Origin of the sequence: Cupriavidus sp. H19C3 (assembly GCF_049393815.1) — a bacterium.
Lineage (GTDB): Bacteria > Pseudomonadota > Gammaproteobacteria > Burkholderiales > Burkholderiaceae > Cupriavidus.
This window is the reverse complement of sequence record NZ_CP184985.1, coordinates 2,212,452-2,229,178: the sequence shown is the minus strand read 5'-3', so window position 1 is coordinate 2,229,178 and position 16,727 is coordinate 2,212,452. Positions and strand designations below refer to the sequence as shown.

The 16,727-nt window shown below is 64.8% G+C and carries 18 protein-coding genes and 1 other RNA gene; 16 read left to right on the top strand and 3 right to left on the bottom strand.

What is annotated here, in order from left to right:
* Positions 1 to 18: 18 nt before the first annotated feature.
* On the bottom strand, positions 19 to 585 hold the full coding sequence (locus tag DFLDMN_RS10385) for a cysteine dioxygenase (RefSeq protein WP_423198376.1): 567 nt from the start codon (positions 583 to 585) through the stop codon (positions 19 to 21).
* Positions 586 to 808: 223 nt separating this feature from the next.
* Between DFLDMN_RS10385 and DFLDMN_RS10380 the strand changes: the two genes are divergently transcribed.
* From DFLDMN_RS10380 to DFLDMN_RS10355, 6 genes are all read left to right on the top strand, one after another.
* Positions 809 to 1,789: a LysR family transcriptional regulator gene (locus DFLDMN_RS10380; RefSeq protein WP_423194887.1), complete on the top strand. Its 981-nt coding sequence runs from the start codon at positions 809 to 811 to the stop codon at positions 1,787 to 1,789.
* Between the two features lie 137 nt (positions 1,790 to 1,926).
* The gene (locus DFLDMN_RS10375; RefSeq protein ID WP_423194886.1) at positions 1,927 to 3,240 is read left to right on the top strand and encodes a Glu/Leu/Phe/Val family dehydrogenase; all 1,314 of its coding nucleotides are present in this window, start codon (positions 1,927 to 1,929) and stop codon (positions 3,238 to 3,240) included.
* Positions 3,241 to 3,557: 317 nt separating this feature from the next.
* On the top strand, positions 3,558 to 4,457 hold the full coding sequence (locus tag DFLDMN_RS10370; protein ID WP_423194885.1) for a glutamate/aspartate ABC transporter substrate-binding protein: 900 nt from the start codon (positions 3,558 to 3,560) through the stop codon (positions 4,455 to 4,457).
* A 64-nt stretch (positions 4,458 to 4,521) separates the two neighbouring features.
* Positions 4,522 to 5,250 (top strand): amino acid ABC transporter permease, encoded by a 729-nt coding sequence (locus DFLDMN_RS10365; protein WP_423194884.1) that lies wholly within the window; start codon positions 4,522 to 4,524, stop codon positions 5,248 to 5,250.
* Positions 5,251 to 5,259: 9 nt separating this feature from the next.
* The gene (gltK, locus tag DFLDMN_RS10360) at positions 5,260 to 5,943 is read left to right on the top strand and encodes a glutamate/aspartate ABC transporter permease GltK (protein ID WP_423194883.1); all 684 of its coding nucleotides are present in this window, start codon (positions 5,260 to 5,262) and stop codon (positions 5,941 to 5,943) included.
* Positions 5,940 to 6,674, top strand: coding sequence for an amino acid ABC transporter ATP-binding protein (locus DFLDMN_RS10355; protein ID WP_423194882.1), 735 nt, complete (start codon positions 5,940 to 5,942; stop codon positions 6,672 to 6,674). Before gltK ends, DFLDMN_RS10355 begins: the two co-directional genes overlap by 4 nt.
* A gap of 111 nt (positions 6,675 to 6,785) precedes the next feature.
* Here DFLDMN_RS10355 and DFLDMN_RS10350 read toward each other — a convergent pair whose 3' ends face one another.
* Positions 6,786 to 7,616 (bottom strand): class II glutamine amidotransferase, encoded by an 831-nt coding sequence (locus tag DFLDMN_RS10350; protein ID WP_423194881.1) that lies wholly within the window; start codon positions 7,614 to 7,616, stop codon positions 6,786 to 6,788.
* A 174-nt stretch (positions 7,617 to 7,790) separates the two neighbouring features.
* Between DFLDMN_RS10350 and DFLDMN_RS10345 the strand changes: the two genes are divergently transcribed.
* The 5 genes from DFLDMN_RS10345 to rnpB all read left to right on the top strand — a co-directional run bounded on the left by DFLDMN_RS10345 (position 7,791) and on the right by rnpB (position 12,661).
* Positions 7,791 to 8,864 (top strand): tartrate dehydrogenase, encoded by a 1,074-nt coding sequence (locus DFLDMN_RS10345; protein WP_423194880.1) that lies wholly within the window; start codon positions 7,791 to 7,793, stop codon positions 8,862 to 8,864.
* Positions 8,861 to 10,156 carry a glycerate kinase type-2 family protein gene (locus tag DFLDMN_RS10340; RefSeq protein ID WP_423194879.1) on the top strand — a complete coding sequence of 432 codons (1,296 nt, stop codon included), beginning with the start codon at positions 8,861 to 8,863 and terminating at the stop codon, positions 10,154 to 10,156. Before DFLDMN_RS10345 ends, DFLDMN_RS10340 begins: the two co-directional genes overlap by 4 nt.
* Positions 10,157 to 10,158: 2 nt before the next feature.
* The gene (pyrC, locus tag DFLDMN_RS10335; protein ID WP_423194878.1) at positions 10,159 to 11,202 is read left to right on the top strand and encodes a dihydroorotase; all 1,044 of its coding nucleotides are present in this window, start codon (positions 10,159 to 10,161) and stop codon (positions 11,200 to 11,202) included.
* Positions 11,203 to 11,399: 197 nt separating this feature from the next.
* Positions 11,400 to 12,308: a DUF3025 domain-containing protein gene (locus DFLDMN_RS10330; RefSeq protein ID WP_423194877.1), complete on the top strand. Its 909-nt coding sequence runs from the start codon at positions 11,400 to 11,402 to the stop codon at positions 12,306 to 12,308.
* Between the two features lie 15 nt (positions 12,309 to 12,323).
* An RNA gene (gene rnpB / locus DFLDMN_RS10325) (RNase P RNA component class A) lies at positions 12,324 to 12,661 on the top strand.
* 1 nt (position 12,662) lies between these two features.
* Here the strand turns inward: rnpB and DFLDMN_RS10320 are convergent.
* Positions 12,663 to 13,085: an OsmC family protein gene (locus DFLDMN_RS10320; protein ID WP_423194876.1), complete on the bottom strand. Its 423-nt coding sequence runs from the start codon at positions 13,083 to 13,085 to the stop codon at positions 12,663 to 12,665.
* Between the two features lie 726 nt (positions 13,086 to 13,811).
* Here DFLDMN_RS10320 and rplM point away from each other — a divergent pair.
* The 5 genes from rplM to erpA all read left to right on the top strand — a co-directional run bounded on the left by rplM (position 13,812) and on the right by erpA (position 16,703).
* Positions 13,812 to 14,240 (top strand): 50S ribosomal protein L13, encoded by a 429-nt coding sequence (gene rplM / locus DFLDMN_RS10315; protein ID WP_423194875.1) that lies wholly within the window; start codon positions 13,812 to 13,814, stop codon positions 14,238 to 14,240.
* Between the two features lie 12 nt (positions 14,241 to 14,252).
* Positions 14,253 to 14,645 carry a 30S ribosomal protein S9 gene (gene rpsI / locus DFLDMN_RS10310; protein WP_423194874.1) on the top strand — a complete coding sequence of 131 codons (393 nt, stop codon included), beginning with the start codon at positions 14,253 to 14,255 and terminating at the stop codon, positions 14,643 to 14,645.
* Positions 14,646 to 14,828: 183 nt separating this feature from the next.
* Entirely contained in the window at positions 14,829 to 15,578 is a 750-nt protein-coding gene (locus DFLDMN_RS10305; protein WP_423194873.1) for a DUF6776 family protein, read from the top strand.
* A gap of 74 nt (positions 15,579 to 15,652) precedes the next feature.
* A complete protein-coding gene (locus tag DFLDMN_RS10300; RefSeq protein ID WP_423194872.1) occupies positions 15,653 to 16,165 on the top strand; it encodes a bactofilin family protein in 513 nt (170 codons plus the stop codon).
* A 169-nt stretch (positions 16,166 to 16,334) separates the two neighbouring features.
* Complete coding sequence (gene erpA / locus DFLDMN_RS10295) at positions 16,335 to 16,703, top strand: iron-sulfur cluster insertion protein ErpA (RefSeq protein WP_423194871.1); 369 nt, start codon at positions 16,335 to 16,337, stop codon at positions 16,701 to 16,703.
* Positions 16,704 to 16,727: the final 24 nt, after the last annotated feature.

Below are 16,727 nucleotides of genomic sequence, written 5' to 3'. Positions count from 1 at the left end.
CTTGCAATGTCCTTGCGGTCAGCTGGGGGCGGTCTCCACCAGCAGATTCACGCCGGTGGCAATGTGTTGGGCCTCCACGCCATAGACGTGGAGCGTGACGGCAACCTCGTCGCCGGTATTGGCCAGCGCATGGATATGCCGCAATCCGGCCGGCACGCTGAACGTGTCGCCGGCCGCGCGCGGCACGGCATTGGCCAGGCTGGCGCGGCGCGTCGCCGGATCCCAGCGGTAGTGCCGCTCGGTCATGTTGCCGCGCAGCACGCGATAGGCACACCACGCGCGGTGGCCATGCACCGGGCTGGTCTGGCCCGGGCGCCAGACCAGCAGCATCACCGAGAAGCGGCCGAACGGATCGCCGTGGAGCAGGTGGCGCGTATAGGTCGTGGGGTCGCCGTCGAGCGCGCCGGGCGGCAGTGCGGCCAGCAGCGTCTCGGCATCGGGCAGGCAGGTTTCGATGCCGGCGGAGACCCTGCGCGCGCTGTCCGCCAGCGCGGCTTCCATGCTGTGGGCAAATGGCAGCAGCGCGGCCTGGGCGGCCTGGGCGGCTTGGGCGGCTCGGGCACCGGCGAGGTCAGCGCCGAACATCGCGGGGCTGGACATCGCGGGGCGGCCAGGATTGAGGGTCATCACGGTCTCCGGCAAAGGTTGGATTCGCAAACGCCCCATCATAGGCGTGCGCCCCGAGCCGCAACGTGCGTTTTTGGGTGTCGATATCGTGCAAATTGTAATCCTGTTCTAATTAACGCGGTGTCGCTGGCATGATATGCTCAGCGCCCACGCAATGCCGCCGCGCGCGATAATCGCGGCCATGGAAATCAAATGGCTTGAAGACTTCGTGAGCCTGGCCGAGACGCACAGCTTCTCGCGCTCGGCCGAACTGCGCCACGTCACGCAGCCGGCGTTCTCGCGCCGCATCCAGTCGCTCGAGGCCTGGGTCGGCACCGAGCTGATCGACCGTTCGAGTTACCCCACCAGCCTGACGCCCGCCGGCAAGGTGTTCTACGAGCAGGCGCTGGCCATGCTCGCCCAGGTCAGCGAGACCCGCGCGCTGCTGCGCGGCCAGCGCTCCGCCAATGCGCAGGTGCTGGAGTTCGCCGTGCCGCATACGCTTTCGCTGACATTTTTCCCGGAATGGCTGAAGGCGCTCGAACGCGAGCTCGGCACGCTGCCATGCCGCCTGCGCGCGCTCAACGTCCACGACGCGGTGCTGACACTGGTGGAGGGCGGCTGCGACCTCGTCATGGTCTATCACCATCCACGCCAGGCGATCCAGCTCGATCCGGCCCATTACGACATGCTCGTGCTCGGCACCGAGCGGCTATCGCCATACAGCGTGCCCGATGCGGCCGGCCGGCCGCTGTTCCGTCTGCCGGGCACCGACAAGAAGCCGGTGCCCTTTCTCAGCTATACGCCCAATGCCTTTCTCGGCCGCATGGTCGACATGCTGCTGGCCGAGTCCGCCGCCGACACGCTCAAGCTCGACAAATGCTACGAGACGGATATGGCCGAGGCCCTCAAGGTGATGGCGCTGGCCGGCCACGGCATGGCGTTCCTGCCCGAGAGCGCGGTGCGCGAGGACGTGCAGCAGGGCCGCCTGGTGCGGGCCGAGGCCGCGCGCGGACTGCCGCAGTCCATCGATATGGAGATCCGCCTGTATCGCGAGCGTCCCGGCGAGAACCATCACGAGCGCCGCGGCGGGCAAGGCCGGCGCAAGCGCCAGCTGGTGGATCGCGTGTGGGCCGCGCTGGTGGCCAGGGCGGAACAGGCGGGCGGGCCTGCCGCGGGGTAGACGAAGGGCGGGACTGTCAATTTCGCATGGTTATGCCAGAAATGCATAACCGTCGTCGGGCGAATGAGCAAACGGCATTGGATCGGCGCACGGCAGCGCCGATATCCTTGCTGTCACCTTCACACGTGGAACCCGCCATGTCTTCCGCAGCACCGTCGCAATCTTCCATCATCACCTCTGCCCATTCCCTCCCGTCGTACCTGAACCCCAACGATCTCGGTCCATGGGGTATCTACCTCCAGCAGGTCGATCGCGTGACGCCGTACCTCGGCTCGCTGGCACGCTGGGTGGAAACGCTCAAGCGCCCCAAGCGCGCGCTGATCGTCGACGTGCCGATCGAAATGGACAACGGCACCATCGCCCATTTTGAGGGCTATCGCGTGCAGCACAACACCTCGCGCGGTCCGGGCAAGGGCGGCGTGCGCTTCCACCAGGACGTGACGCTGTCGGAAGTGATGGCGCTGTCGGCATGGATGTCGGTCAAGAACGCCGCGGTGAACGTGCCGTACGGCGGCGCCAAGGGCGGCGTGCGGGTCGACCCGCGCAAGCTGTCGCAAGGCGAGCTGGAGCGCATCACGCGCCGTTACACCAGCGAGATCAACATCATCATCGGCCCCAACAAGGACATTCCGGCGCCCGACGTCAACACCAACGAGCAGGTGATGGCATGGATGATGGATACCTACTCGATGAATGAAGGCAGCACGGCCACCGGCGTGGTTACCGGCAAGCCGATTTCGCTCGGCGGCTCGCTGGGCCGCCGCGATGCGACCGGCCGCGGCGTGTTCGTGGTCGGCTCGGAAGCCGCGCGCAACCTCGGTATGGAAATCAAGGGTGCGCGCGTGGCCGTGCAGGGCTTCGGCAACGTGGGTTCGGTCGCGGCGCGGCTGTTCCATGAAGCCGGCGCCCACGTGGTGGCCGTGCAGGACCACCGCACCACGCTGTACAACCCGGCCGGGCTCGACGTGCCGGCGATGATCGAATACGCCTCGCACGGCGGCACCATCGACGGTTTCCAGGCGGAAAAGCTGTCCACCGAACAGTTCTGGCAGGTCGACTGCGACATCCTGATCCCGGCCGCGCTGGAAGGTCAGCTGACCGCCGCCAAGGCGCAGCAGATCAAGGCCCGCCTGGTGATCGAAGGCGCCAACGGCCCGACCACCCCCGACGCCGACGATATCCTGCGCGAGCGCAATATCCTCGTGGCGCCGGACGTGATCGCCAACGCCGGCGGCGTGACCGTGTCGTATTTTGAATGGGTGCAGGACTTCTCGAGCTTCTTCTGGACCGAGGAAGAAATCAATCAACGGCTGGTACGGATCATGCAAGAAGCGTTCAGGGCGATCTGGCAGGTCGCCCAGGACAATAAGGTTACGCTCCGCACGGCGGCGTTCATCGTTGCATGTACGCGGATCCTGCAGGCGCGCGAGATGCGCGGTCTGTATCCCTGACCGGCGTCCGCGCACGGTGGCTTGTTGCATTGCACCAGGCCGCCGTGCGCGGTGCATATGACGTGCCATGTGACAATACGTCGCGGGAGAACGCGGTTACCGGCTGGCGCCAGTGACCGCGTTTTTGTGTATTGGGACGGGAACAGCGGATTCGAACGATTTCGCCTCAATCTGGCGCAGGCTCGCGACACCATGTCGGAATTCGCACCAGTTAGGGGAAAACCCGTTGTCCAGATGGGCAGCTAAGCAATACTATTTCGCTGGCGGACTGTTTTTTGCTAGAGTGCCGCCTTTCTCTTCATGGTCAAGGAGATGTTATGAATTTTGCCAAGCTGGCTGGCGTGATGATCGCGGCAGGCATCCTGAGCGGTGCCGCACAGGCCGCGGAGCCGCTGACGGGCACGCTGCAGAAAATCAAGGAAACGGGTGTCATCACGCTGGGCGTGCGGGATTCGTCGATTCCCTTCAACTACAACCTCGGTGGCGTGCGCCAGGTTGGCTATTCCTACGACATCAACACCAAGATCGTGGAAGCCATCAAGGAGCAACTGAAGCTGCCGAACCTGCAGGTGAAGGAAATCCCGATCACCTCGCAGAACCGCATCACGCTGTTGCAGAACGGCACCATCGATATCGAGTGCGGCTCGACGACCAATAACCTGGAGCGTCAGAAGCAGGTTTCCTTCACCACCACCATCTTCATCATCGGCACCCGCATCATGGTGAAGAAGGACGGCGGCATCAAGGACTGGGCCGACCTCAAGGGCAAGAACGTGGTGACCACGGCCGGTACGACGTCGGAGCGCCTGCTGCGCAAGATGAACGACGAGCAGAAGCTGGGCATGAACATCATCAGCACCAAGGACCATGGCCAGTCGTTCCTGACGCTGGAGTCGGGCCGTGCCGTCGCGTTCATGATGGACGATGCCCTGCTGTATGGCGAGCGCGCCAAGGCCAAGAACCCGAACGACTGGGTCGTGGTCGGCAAGCCGCAATCGCGTGAGTCCTATGGCTGCATGATCCGCAAGGACGATGCACCGTTCAAGAAGGTGGCGGACCAGACCATCATCGGCATGATGAAGGACGGCTCGATCAACACGCTGTACACCAAGTGGTTCCAGCAACCGGTCCCGCCCAAGGGCCTGAACCTGGACTTCCCGCTGTCGGAAGACATGAAGGCGCTCTTCAAGAACCCGAACGACAAGGCGCTTGACTGAGATATCGCTCAGATGAGTGCGAAACGGAAGGAGAAGTCCTTCCGTTTCTTTTTGAGGACGCAACATGGATTACAACTGGCATTGGGGAGTCTTCCTCGAGCAGGCCGCGCAGAACGAGACGTACCTCGACTGGATGATTTCCGGTCTGAAGGTCACGATCGCGCTTGGGCTCTCCTCGTGGGTCATCGCCCTCGTCATCGGTTCGGTGCTTGGCGTACTGCGCACCGTGCCCAACAAATTCCTGTCGGGAATCGCGGCCACCTACGTCGAGATCTTCCGCAACATCCCGCTGCTGGTGCAGCTGTTCATCTGGTACTTCGTGATTCCCGAACTGTTGCCGTTCGGTGACGCCATCAAGCAGATGAACCCGTTCACGCAGCAGTTTCTGGCGGCCATGCTCTGCCTCGGCACCTTTACGGCGGCCCGGGTCTGCGAGCAGGTGCGCTCGGGTATCAATTCGCTGCCGCGCGGCCAGCGCAACGCCGGGCTGGCGATGGGCTTTACGCTCGCGCAGACGTACCGCCACGTGCTGCTGCCAATGGCGTTTCGCGTCATCGTGCCGCCGCTGACCTCCGAGTTCCTGAACATCTTCAAGAACTCCGCGGTGGCGTCGACCATCGGTCTGCTGGAGCTCGCGGCGCAGGGCCGTCAGCTGGTGGACTACACGGCGCGGCCGTATGAGTCGTTTATCGCGGTGACGCTGATGTACATGCTGATCAACCTGACGGTCATGCTGATCATGCGCTGGGTCGAGCGGCGCACGCGCGTGCCCGGCTTTATCGGCGGCAAGTAAGGGGATACGATGGCATACGACTTCGATTTCAGCTCCATCAACCCCGCCACGCTGGAAGTGCTGGGCGAGGGCATGATGGTCTCGCTGAAGATCACGGCCACGGCCGTGGTGGTGGGCATCGTCTGGGGCACCATCCTCGCGATGATGCGCCTGTCCTCGTTCCGGCCGCTGAACTGGTTTGCGCAGGGCTACGTGACCATCTTCCGCTCCATCCCGCTGGTGATGGTGCTGCTATGGTTCTTCCTGATCATCCCGCAGCTGTTGCAGAAGACATTCAACCTGTCGCCGGCGGCCGACCTGCGCATGACCTCGGCACTGATCGCGTTTGCGCTGTTCGAGGCCGCGTACTACTCGGAAATCATCCGCGCCGGTATCCAGAGCGTCTCGCGCGGCCAGATGTTTGCCGCGCAGGCGCTCGGCATGACCTATGGCCAGACCATGCGCCTGGTGATTCTGCCGCAGGCTTTCCGCAACATGGTGCCGCTGCTGCTGACGCAGGGCATCATCCTGTTCCAGGATACCTCGCTGGTCTACGTGAGCGCGCTGGCCGACTTCTTTGGCCAGGCCTATGGCATCGGCGAGCGCGACGGCCGTATCGTCGAGCTGCTGCTGTTTGCCGGCGCCGTGTACTTCGTTATCTGCTTCTCCGCTTCGCTGCTGGTCAAGCGTTACCAGAAAAAGGTGGCTGTATGATCGAAATCAACAACGTTTCCAAGTGGTACGGCGCTTTTCAGGTGCTGACCGACTGCACCACCAAGGTCGCCAAGGGTGAAGTGGTGGTGGTCTGCGGCCCGTCGGGTTCGGGCAAGTCCACGCTGATCAAGACCGTCAACGCGCTGGAGCCGTTCCAGAAGGGCGACATCCTCGTCGACGGTACCTCGGTCGGTTCGCCCAAGACCAACCTGCCCAAGCTGCGCTCGCGCGTGGGCATGGTGTTTCAGAACTTCGAGCTGTTCCCGCACCTCTCGATCACCGAGAACCTGACCATCGCCCAGATGAAGGTGCTCGGCCGTTCGAAGGAAGAGGCGACCGCCAAGGGTCTCAAGTACCTTGAGCGCGTGGGCCTGAAGAGCCAGGCGGCCAAGTTCCCGGGCCAGCTGTCCGGCGGCCAGCAGCAGCGCGTGGCGATCGCCCGCGCGCTGTCGATGGACCCGATCTGCATGCTGTTCGACGAGCCGACCTCGGCGCTCGACCCGGAAATGGTCAACGAAGTGCTGGACGTGATGGTGCAGCTCGCGCAGGAAGGCATGACCATGATGTGCGTGACCCACGAAATGGGGTTTGCGCGCAAGGTGGCCAACCGCGTGATCTTCATGGACGCCGGCAAGATCGTCGAGGACTGCGCCAAGGAGGAGTTCTTCGGCAATATCGAAGCCCGCTCCGAACGTGCGCGCCAGTTCCTGTCGAAGATCCTGCAGCACTGAGCGGATCCGCGTCGCCAAGAGAAAAGGCCCCGCAACGCATGCGGGGCCTTTTTTCATGGTCGCCGCACCGCGGCGGACGCGTCAGACGCGGGCGACTCAGGTGCGGGCGACTCAGGTGCAGGCAATATTGGCCGCGTTCCGGGCCTGGACCTCGGGCGGGATCGGCACGGTCAGCGTCATGGTCGGCAGTCCGTTCTCGAACATGATCAGCTCGCCCGGCGCAAACTGGGTCCAGGTTTCGTTATCGGTCAGCGGGGCGGTGGCGATCACGGCCACGCGATCGTCCTGCGTGGTCACCTGGGCGAAGTCCACCGACAGGTCGGCGTCGATCAGGTGCGCGGTCGAGAACGGCCATTGACGCACGATGTAGTAGAGGCGTGTGGAGCAATGCGCGAACAACGCCTGCCCGTTGCAGAGCAGGAAGTTGAACACGCCGTGCAGCGTGATGTCGCGCGTGATATCGGCCAGCGCATGGCCCAGTTCGTTGAGCGGGGGCTGCGAGCCCGGAAAGCGCTTGCGCAGGCCCTGCATCAGCGTACAGAACGCCAGCTCGCTGTCGGTATCGCCCACTGGCTGGTAGACGCCCGAGAGAAACGGGCTGAAGTTCTTGAGGTCGCCGTTGTGGGCAAAGATCCAGTGCCGCCCCCACAGCTCGCGCATGAACGGATGGCAGTTCTCAAGCCGCACGGTGCCCTGGGTTGCCTTGCGGATATGCGAGATGACGTTCTTCGATTTGATCGGGTAGCGCTTGATCAGGTCGGCCACCGGCGAGGTGCCCGCCGACTGGTTATCGATAAACAGGCGGCAGGCCTTGTCCTCGAAGAAGGCCACGCCGAAGCCGTCGGCGTGATGATCGGTCAGGCCGCCGCGTGCGGCAAAGCCCGTGAAGGAGAACGTCACGTCGGTCGGCGTGGCGCAGTTCATGCCTAGCAACTGGCACATGGCGGATACCGGGCGCGGCAGGGGGCCGCCGCTTTGCAATAGAATGCGGACATTATCCCGCGCGTGCAGGGTGCTGCCAAGCGGCGGCTCCCGATACGTGTTGCCCCTGTGATCTGAACGGTTGCGCAAACCTGTGGTTCAGACGCGTTGTTCAGCCCCCCGACCTTCCCAGCCATGAGCCAATACAAGATCGCTGTCATTCCCGGAGACGGAATTGGAACGGAAGTGATGCCCGAAGGCATCCGCGTGATGGACGCCGCCGCGCGCCGCTTCGGCATCGACTTCCAGTGGGATCATTTTGACTTTTCGAGCTACAACTACTTCGAAAAGCACGGCAAGATGCTGCCGGATGACTGGTTCGACGTCCTGACCCGGTACGACGCGATCTATTTCGGGGCGGTTGGCTGGCCCGCGAAGATGGCCGACCACGTGTCGCTGTGGGGCTCGCTGCTGCAGTTCCGCCGCGGCTTCGACCAGTACGTCAACCTGCGCCCGGTGCGCCTGATGCCCGGGATCAAGAGCCCGCTGGCCGACCGCAAGCCCGGCGATATCGATTTCTACGTGGTGCGCGAGAATACCGAGGGCGAGTATTCGAGCATCGGCGGTCGCATGTTCCCCAACACCGAGCGCGAGATCGTGGTGCAGGAAACGGTCATGAGCCGACACGGCGTCGACCGCATCCTCAAGTTCGCGTTCGAACTTGCCCGCAAACGGCCCAGGCAGCACCTGACCTCGGCCACCAAGTCGAACGGCATCTCGATCACCATGCCGTACTGGGACGAGCGTGTCGAGGCGATGGCGGCCAACTACCCCGGTCTCAAGGTCGACAAGTACCACATTGACATCCTGACCGCGCACTTCGTGCAGCATCCGGACTGGTTCGACGTGGTGGTGGCCAGCAACCTGTTCGGCGACATCCTGTCCGACCTCGGCCCGGCCTGCACGGGCACGATCGGGGTGGCGCCGTCGGCCAATATCAACCCCGACCGCACCTATCCGAGCCTGTTCGAGCCGGTCCACGGCTCCGCGCCCGATATCGCGGGCAAAGGCATTGCCAACCCGATTGGCCAGATCTGGTGCGGCGGCATGATGCTGGAGCACCTCGGTCATGCCGAGGCCGGCGCGGCTGTGCTGGCGGCAATCGAAAAGGTGCTGGCCGCCGGTCCGGGACACGCGCCGCTCACACGCGATATCGGCGGCACCGCTGGCACCGCCGACCTCGGGCGCGCGATCGCGGAGGCGCTGTGAGCGCCGTTGCCGCTCCGCGCGCGCTGCTGCTGGATTCGTTCCGCGCCGCGGTCGCCGCCGCCGATCCGCTCGAGATCGTCGCCGCGCACCTGCCCCCGCCGCATGCCGGCGGCCGCACCCTGGTGGTGGGCGCCGGCAAGGCGGCAGCCTCGATGGCGCTGGCGGTGGAGCGCGCCTACCAGGGCCGCGCCACGCTGGAAGGGCTGGTGGTCACGCGCTATGCGCATGGACTGCCGACCGAACATATCCGCGTGATCGAGGCCGGCCATCCGGTACCCGACGAGGCCGGCGAGCGTGCCGCCGCGGACATCCTGGCGAGCGTGCAGGGCCTGGGCGAGAACGACCGGCTGATCGTACTGGTGTCGGGCGGTGGGTCGAGCCTGCTGTCGCTGCCGGCCGAGGGCATTCCCATGGCCGACCTCAAGGCCACCACGCGCGAACTGCTGCGTTGCGGCGCGCCGATCACCGACATGAATATCGTGCGCAAGCACATCTCGCGCATCCAGGGCGGCCGCCTGGCGCAGGCCAGCCGCGCGCCGGTGACCACGCTGATCGTGTCGGACGTGGCCGGCGACGATCCCAGCGCGATCGCGTCGGGACCGACCGTGCCCGATCCAAGCACCTATGCGGATGCGCTGGCGATTCTCAAGCGCTTTGGCGCGACGGTGCCCGCCAGCGTGCAATCGCATCTGGAGCGCGGCGCGCGCGGCGAGATCGACGAGACGCCGAAGCCCGGCGATCCGCTGTTCGCGCGTGTCGACAACCGCATGATCGCCACCGCCCATGGCAGCCTGGAAGCCGCCGCGGCGCTGTTCCGCCAGCACGGCGTGCAGCCTGTGGTGCTGGGCGATACGGTGACTGGCGAGGCACGCGAGGTGGCGCAGGTGTATGCGGCGCTGGTGCGCGAGATTCGCGCGTACAATGCGCCGTTTGCCGCGCCGGTGGCGCTGATCTCGGGCGGCGAATGCACGGTGACGCTGCCGTCCGGCGCCACCGGCGCGCGCGGCGGCCGCTGCTCCGAGTTCCTGCTGTCGCTCGCGCTCGAACTCGGCGGGGCAGACAATGTGCATGCCATCGCGGCCGATACCGACGGCATCGACGGCTCCGAGGACAATGCGGGCGCGCTGGCCGATCCGTCCTCGCTCGCGCGTGCCGAGGCCGCCGGCGTGCCGGCCCGGCGCCAGCTCGATGCGCACGATGCATGGGGCTTCTTTGCCGCGCTCGACGACCTCGTCGTCACCGGCCCCACGCGCACCAACGTGAACGACTACCGCGCCATCCTGATTCTGTAACCATGACTCAAACGCTGACTCTCACCCGCCCGGACGACTGGCATCTGCACCTGCGCGACGGCGCCGCCCTTGCCGCCGTGCTGCCGGACACCGCGCGCCAGTTCGCGCGCGCGATCATCATGCCCAACCTCAAGCCGCCCGTGACCACGGTGGAGCAGGCGCGTGCGTATCGCGCGCGCATCCTCGCCGCGCTGCCGGCAGGCATGAAGTTCGAGCCGCTGATGACGCTGTACCTGACCGACAACACCCCGCCCGAAGAGATCGTGGCTGCGCGCGCGAGCGGCTTCGTCCATGCGGTCAAGCTCTATCCGGCCGGTGCCACCACCAACAGCGACGCCGGCGTGACCGATATCCGCCGCTGTGCCGCCACGCTCGCCGCGATGGAGCGCGAGGGCGTGCCGCTGCTCGTGCATGGCGAGGTGACGGATGGCGATATCGATATCTTCGACCGCGAGGCCGTCTTTATCGACCGCGTGATGACACCGCTGCGGCGCGACTTCCCCGCGCTCAAGGTCGTCTTCGAACACATCACCACCCAGGACGCGGCCGACTACGTGCGCGAGGCCGAGGGGCCGGTCGGTGCGACCATCACCGCGCACCACCTGCTGTACAACCGCAATGCCATCTTTACCGGTGGCATCCGGCCGCACTACTACTGCCTGCCCGTGCTCAAGCGCGAGCTGCACCGCGAGGCGCTGGTCAAGGCCGCCACATCGGGCAGCCCGCGTTTCTTCCTCGGTACCGACAGCGCACCGCATGCGCGCGGGCTCAAGGAACACGCCTGCGGTTGTGCGGGCTGCTACACCGCGCTGCATGCGATGGAGCTGTATGCCGAGGCGTTCGACAACGCCGGCGCGCTCGACCAGCTCGAGGCCTTCGCCAGCTTCAATGGCCCGGCCTTTTACGGCCTGCCGCGCAACAGCGGCACGCTGACGCTGGTGCGCGAGGATTGGGAATTGCCGGCCGAGCTGCCTTACGGCGACACCACGCTGGTGCCGCTGCGCGGCGGCGAGACGCTGCGCTGGAAGGCACGCCCGTCGGCGTGACCGGCACGCGCGCGGCGCACGGCGCGACCGACCGCGCGGCGCTTGGCGCGGGAGGAGCGATGGGCGGGAACGGTGCGACTGGAGGGAACGGTGCGACTGGAGGGAACGGTGCGACTGGAGGGACCGGGGCAACTGGAAGGACCGGGGCAATTCAGGCGATTCAGGCAATCCAGGCAATAGACTGGACGCGACCCTGGTTGCAGCCATTTGCGGCAACCGGCGCGGCCCTCGGCGCCGACCTGCGCGGCGATCGTGCCGCTGATGGTGCCACCGATCGTCCCGCTGATGGTGCCACCGATGGTCCCGCCGCTGGTGCCGCCGATGGTGCCACCGATGGTGCCAACGATCCGGCGGCGGCAGCGCGGACCGATCTTCGCGGCGGCCGCGACCCTGCCGCGCCCGTTCACGCGCCGGCCACCCCGGCCATGCTGGCAGCGCTCAATCGCCACGCCCGCGGCCTCACCAATGCGCGTGGCCTGCCGCTGCGCTTCGTGCCGCAGCACGAGCTGCCAGCCGGCATCGCCTACGAATCGCATATCTTCGCCACCGGCGCGGTGCCCACACGCGCCAACCTGCACGACACCTTCAACGCGCTAATGTGGCGGCATTTCCCGGCCACCAAGCGCCTGCTCAACCGGCTGCAGGCCGAGGAGATCGGCCGCGCCGGCGTGCAGGCGGGGCGTGGCGGCCTGCGCGACGCGGCTACGCTGTTCGACGAGAACGCCGTGGTATTCCTGTACGAGGACGCGGCGCTGGAGACAGCACTGCGCGCATTCCAGTGGGAAACGCTCTTCGTGACGGCACGCGCGGCCTGGGGCGAGCGCTGTGCGGTGGTGCCATTCGGCCACGCGCTGCTCGAGAAACTGGTCTCGCCCTACAAGTCCGTGACGGCCCACGCGTGGCCGCTGGCACTATCGCCGCGCAGCACCCTCGCCGAGATCGATCAGGCGCTGGCTGCCTCATTGCAGTCGGCCAGTCCGACGCTGCGGGGCGGGCGCGGTTTTGCCCCGCTGCCCGTCATGGGAATCCCTGGCTGGTGTGACGACAATACCGATCCCGCGTTCTATGCCGACACGTCGGTATTTCGTCCAGGGCGCCGTCGGTGATAGACTGCGGCCCGCAAAGCAGGCCAGACAATCGCTGCTTGTCCCGCAAGGGGCAAGGGGAGGAAAGTCCGGACTCCACAGGGCAGGGTGTTGGCTAACAGCCATCCACGGTGACGTGCGGAATAGGGCCACAGAGACGAGTCTTGCCGCCGGGTTCGCCTGGCGGCAAGGGTGAAACGCGGTAACCTCCACCCGGAGCAATCCCAAATAGGCAGGCAATGAAGCGGCCCGCCGAGCCTGCGGGTAGGGAGCTGGAGCCGGCCGGTAACGGTCGGCCTAGAGGAATGATTGTCACGCCCGGTCGCCGCAAGGCGCCGGGCGCACAGAATCCGGCTTACCGGCCTGCTTTGCGTCTTATCCCTCGATGATTTCCATGGTGTGCGTGATCTCGGCCGTCTTGGCCAGCATGATCGACGCCGAGCAGTATTTTTCGTGCGACAGCGTGATGGCACGCTCTACCGTCGCCGGATTCAGATTGCGGCCGGTCACCACGAAGTGGAAGTTGATGCGCGTGAACACCTTCGGGTCCTCGCCCGCACGCTCGGCCTCGAGCTTGACGCTGCAGCCGCGCACATCCTGACGCCCGCGCTTGAGAATCAGCACCACGTCATAGGCGGTGCAGCCCCCGGTGCCCAGCAGCACCATTTCCATCGGGCGCGGTGCCAGGTTGTTGCCGCCCCCGTCGGGCGCGCCATCCATCGCCACGATATGGCCACTGCCGGTCTGGGCCACGAAGCTCATGCCTTCCGGGCCCATCCATGTCACTTTGCATTCCATTGTGTTCGTTCCTGTTTGTTCAAAAAGATGAAGACGAATCTTGCTTTCTGCAAGAGTCCGACGGCGCTCCCTACTGACGGGTGGGAGGGATTTCCCCAAGAAATCTGAGGGTTTCCTCTACTGTGGCAGCCGAACATCAACCCTGCTACGCTGCTAAATCATTGTTTATAAAGCTATCTTTTCGTTATCGAGTGCGTCATTGTTCATTTTATATGGCGAAAACACATTTCGCAGTGCAAATTTTCTTGCCATGCGGCGTTGGCCATGTATAATTCGAACCATTGAACGACGGCCTTCTTACCGAGGCCTGATGTGCGAAAGCGAACACTGCAAAGTGAACCGCCGCACCGCCTCGCCAGCCCGTCGCTCTCCCAGTGTCTCCTCCACCCTCCTCCTTTGGTGGATTCAAACCCAGGCCTCAACCGGCTTGGGTTTTTTTTCGTTCGCTTTCGTCTTTCGTCTTTTCCGTCCTGCCATCCTGTGCCCGCATGACGCCCCCGGGCACCTTCCGGTCGAAGGATCTTGACGATTTGCCACATTCTTGCTTGTGCCCACTCGGGGCCTCACAGTATAATCGTCGACTTTTCCGGTCATTGCCCACGGAAGAAGAATCAGGGAGAGCCTGCAAATACAAGCAGGAAGGCGAGGTCCAGAAGGACCGGCCACCGACAGGACGCTAAAACGGCGACCGTCACCCCGGGCAGATTTCTATAGTCAGGAAAAATCATGAAGACCTTTTCCGCCAAGCCTCATGAGGTAAAGCGTGACTGGTACGTGATTGACGCGACGGACAAGGTCCTCGGCCGTGTTGCCAGCGAAGTGGCACGCCGACTGCGCGGCAAGCACAAGCCGGAATTCACTCCGCACGTCGACACCGGTGATTACATCATCATCGTCAACGCAGCCAAGCTGCGCGTCACGGGTACCAAGGAACAAGACAAGAAGTACTATCGCCATTCGGGCTATCCGGGCGGTATCTACGAAACGACGTTCGGCAAGATGCAGCAGCGTTTCCCGGGCCGCGCCCTGGAGAAGGCTGTCAAGGGCATGCTGCCGAAGGGCCCGCTGGGCTATGCGATGATCAAGAAGCTGAAGGTGTACGCCGAAGCCGAGCATCCGCATGAAGCGCAGCAGCCGAAGCAGCTGGACATCTAAGGGGGCCAATCCATGATCGGTAACTGGAATTACGGTACTGGCCGCCGCAAGAGCGCTGTGGCTCGTGTCTTCATCAAGTCGGGCAAGGGCGATATCGTCGTCAACGGCAAGCCCATCCAGGAATATTTCGCTCGCGAAACGTCCCTGATGATCGTGCGCCAGCCGCTCGAGCTGACCGCTCACGCACAGACCTTCGACATCAAGGTCAACGTGACCGGTGGCGGCGAAACCGGCCAGGCCGGCGCCGTGCGCCACGGTATCACCCGTGCGCTGATCGACTACGACGCCACGCTGAAGTCGGCGCTGTCGAAGGCAGGCTACGTGACCCGCGACGCTCGTGAAGTCGAGCGTAAGAAGGTCGGTCTGCACAAGGCACGTCGCCGCAAGCAGTTCTCGAAGCGCTGATGCGTCGGAATCCGGCTTGCCGGATGCCGGGAGAACAGAAAAACCGCACGCATTGCGTGCGGTTTTTTTTCGTCGCAAGTTCGCCGAATTAGCTGAAAGTGTCAGTGAAACCCGCGCCTGTCATGGATTTGGAGGGATAATGCTGGCCCGCCGACACCATGCGGCGCAGTTGCGGGAGGTAGCATGAAATACCGGCCCCTGCGGCCACGCCGCGGGTTGCGCGGCTCGCGCGCGGTGATCCGGGCCCATCGCCCCTGGCGGAGCTGGCTGATGGGTGTCGCGGTGGTAGTGGCCCTGGCCATCGGCCTGGCCGTGTGGGCGTACGACGCCGGCCAGCGCATGCATCGCAGTCCGGACCTGGGCGGCGCCAACGAACAATTGCGCGGGCAGTTGCGGGCCGTCACCGCCGAACGCGACCGGCTGCGCGCGGGTGCCGATACCGTCGAGGCCGAACTGCGCATGGCGCGCGCTGCGCAGGAACGCCTGGCGGACCAGTTGAAGGCAGCGGAAGCGGAGGCCGCCCAGCTCAAGGAAGATCTGGGCTTCTTCGAGACGCTGCTGCCGGCCGCGGGCAATGCATCGGGCGATGCCGCCGGCGTGCACGTGCGCAGCTTCCGCGTGACGCGCGACGAAGTCCAGCCGCAGACGCTGCATTACCGGCTGCTGATCATGCAAGGCGGGTCGCGCGCCTTCGTGCCGCAGCCCGAATTCCAGGGCGACCTGGAGTTTACGATTTCGGCGGTGCGCGGCGGCAAGCCGCTCACCGTGTCGGCGCCGCAGCCGAACGGACCCCGCCTGCCGCAAGTGAGGTTCCAGCATTACCAACGGATCGAAGGCAACCTGGCGGTGCCGCAGGATGCCGAGATCCGCGCCGTCAGTGTGCGTATCGTCCAGAACGGACAGGTCCGCGCGACGCAATCCGCCACGCCCTGAAGCCGGGCAAGCATCAGGCATCAAGCATCAAGCATCAGGCAGCACGTAGCAGGCAGCAACCAGGAGAAAACAATATGTTCTCGAAGAAGAAAGGATTGTCGATCGATACGCTGATCGGGGTGGATTCCGTCATCGTGGGCGATGTGACCTTTGCCGGGGGATTGCGACTGGACGGCCGTGTACGCGGCAACGTGACCGGCGCCGAGGGCAAGCCCAGCATGCTCGTGCTGAGCGAGAAAGCCGTGATCGAGGGGGAGGTGCGGGTGGGCCACCTGATTCTGAACGGCAGCGTGACGGGCCCGGTGCACGCGGGCGAGTTGCTTGAGCTCCAGCCGAATGCGCGCGTCTATGGTGAGGTGCACTATGCGGCGCTGGAAATGCACCAGGGGGCAATTGTCGAAGGGCGGCTGGTGCCCCTTATCCAGGGCGAGCCGAAGGCGTTGCCCAACCTGACGGGCAACGGCGCGGCAGCCGCCGCCCCGCTGGTCGCCACGGCCGCAACCGAAACCGCCAACGACGCCGCCCGGCCGGCCGATGGGGCTGATGGGGCCGATGACGGTGCCGGCCCGCGCGAAGCGGCGGCCTGAACCTCCCGCCGGCCCCTGCAAGGCAGGGGTGCGGTGTGCCATAGCGAATGTTCGGTCTGGGCACGCCTGGCCGCCCGCCGCACCGCAGTGCCCCTTGAATCCGAGGGGTTTCGGCACGATCTTTCCGTAGCGCTTAGAATACGAGCGTATCTAACCAGGAGAACCCCCCATGAACGCAGTCGCAGAGGCACCCGTTACCGAGGACGTGCCGGCACCGTTCGTCTTTACCGACAGCGCGGCCGACAAGGTCAAGCAGCTGATCGAGGAAGAGGGCAACGCCGACCTGAAGCTGCGCGTTTTCGTGCAGGGCGGCGGTTGCTCCGGCTTCCAGTACGGCTTCACGTTCGATGAAGACGTCAATGAAGACGACACCACGATGATCAAGAACGGCGTCACGCTGTTGATCGACTCGATGAGCTACCAGTACCTGGTCGGCGCCGAGATCGACTACAAGGAAGACATCAACGGCGCTCAGTTCGTGATCAAGAACCCGAACGCCACCACCACTTGCGGTTGCGGCTCGTCGTTCTCGGTCTGATCGTCCGGTTCCGATCAGGCAGGC

Excerpts from the sequence above, each read along its gene's own strand:
- DFLDMN_RS10380 (WP_423194887.1), top strand. The coding sequence starts at position 809 with ATGGAAATCAAATGGCTTGAAGACTTCGTGAGCCTGGCCGAGACGCAC.
- pyrC (WP_423194878.1), top strand. The coding sequence starts at position 10,159 with ATGACTCAAACGCTGACTCTCACCCGCCCGGACGACTGGCATCTGCAC.
- rpsI (WP_423194874.1), top strand. The coding sequence starts at position 14,253 with ATGATCGGTAACTGGAATTACGGTACTGGCCGCCGCAAGAGCGCTGTG.
- DFLDMN_RS10355 (WP_423194882.1), top strand. The coding sequence starts at position 5,940 with ATGATCGAAATCAACAACGTTTCCAAGTGGTACGGCGCTTTTCAGGTG.
- DFLDMN_RS10370 (WP_423194885.1), top strand. The coding sequence starts at position 3,558 with ATGAATTTTGCCAAGCTGGCTGGCGTGATGATCGCGGCAGGCATCCTG.
- DFLDMN_RS10385 (WP_423198376.1), bottom strand. The coding sequence starts at position 585 with ATGTTCGGCGCTGACCTCGCCGGTGCCCGAGCCGCCCAAGCCGCCCAG.
- DFLDMN_RS10320 (WP_423194876.1), bottom strand. The coding sequence starts at position 13,085 with ATGGAATGCAAAGTGACATGGATGGGCCCGGAAGGCATGAGCTTCGTG.
- DFLDMN_RS10375 (WP_423194886.1), top strand. The coding sequence starts at position 1,927 with ATGTCTTCCGCAGCACCGTCGCAATCTTCCATCATCACCTCTGCCCAT.
- rplM (WP_423194875.1), top strand. The coding sequence starts at position 13,812 with ATGAAGACCTTTTCCGCCAAGCCTCATGAGGTAAAGCGTGACTGGTAC.
- DFLDMN_RS10305 (WP_423194873.1), top strand. The coding sequence starts at position 14,829 with ATGAAATACCGGCCCCTGCGGCCACGCCGCGGGTTGCGCGGCTCGCGC.
- DFLDMN_RS10300 (WP_423194872.1), top strand. The coding sequence starts at position 15,653 with ATGTTCTCGAAGAAGAAAGGATTGTCGATCGATACGCTGATCGGGGTG.
- gltK (WP_423194883.1), top strand. The coding sequence starts at position 5,260 with ATGGCATACGACTTCGATTTCAGCTCCATCAACCCCGCCACGCTGGAA.
- erpA (WP_423194871.1), top strand. The coding sequence starts at position 16,335 with ATGAACGCAGTCGCAGAGGCACCCGTTACCGAGGACGTGCCGGCACCG.
- DFLDMN_RS10345 (WP_423194880.1), top strand. The coding sequence starts at position 7,791 with ATGAGCCAATACAAGATCGCTGTCATTCCCGGAGACGGAATTGGAACG.
- DFLDMN_RS10350 (WP_423194881.1), bottom strand. The coding sequence starts at position 7,616 with ATGTGCCAGTTGCTAGGCATGAACTGCGCCACGCCGACCGACGTGACG.
- DFLDMN_RS10365 (WP_423194884.1), top strand. The coding sequence starts at position 4,522 with ATGGATTACAACTGGCATTGGGGAGTCTTCCTCGAGCAGGCCGCGCAG.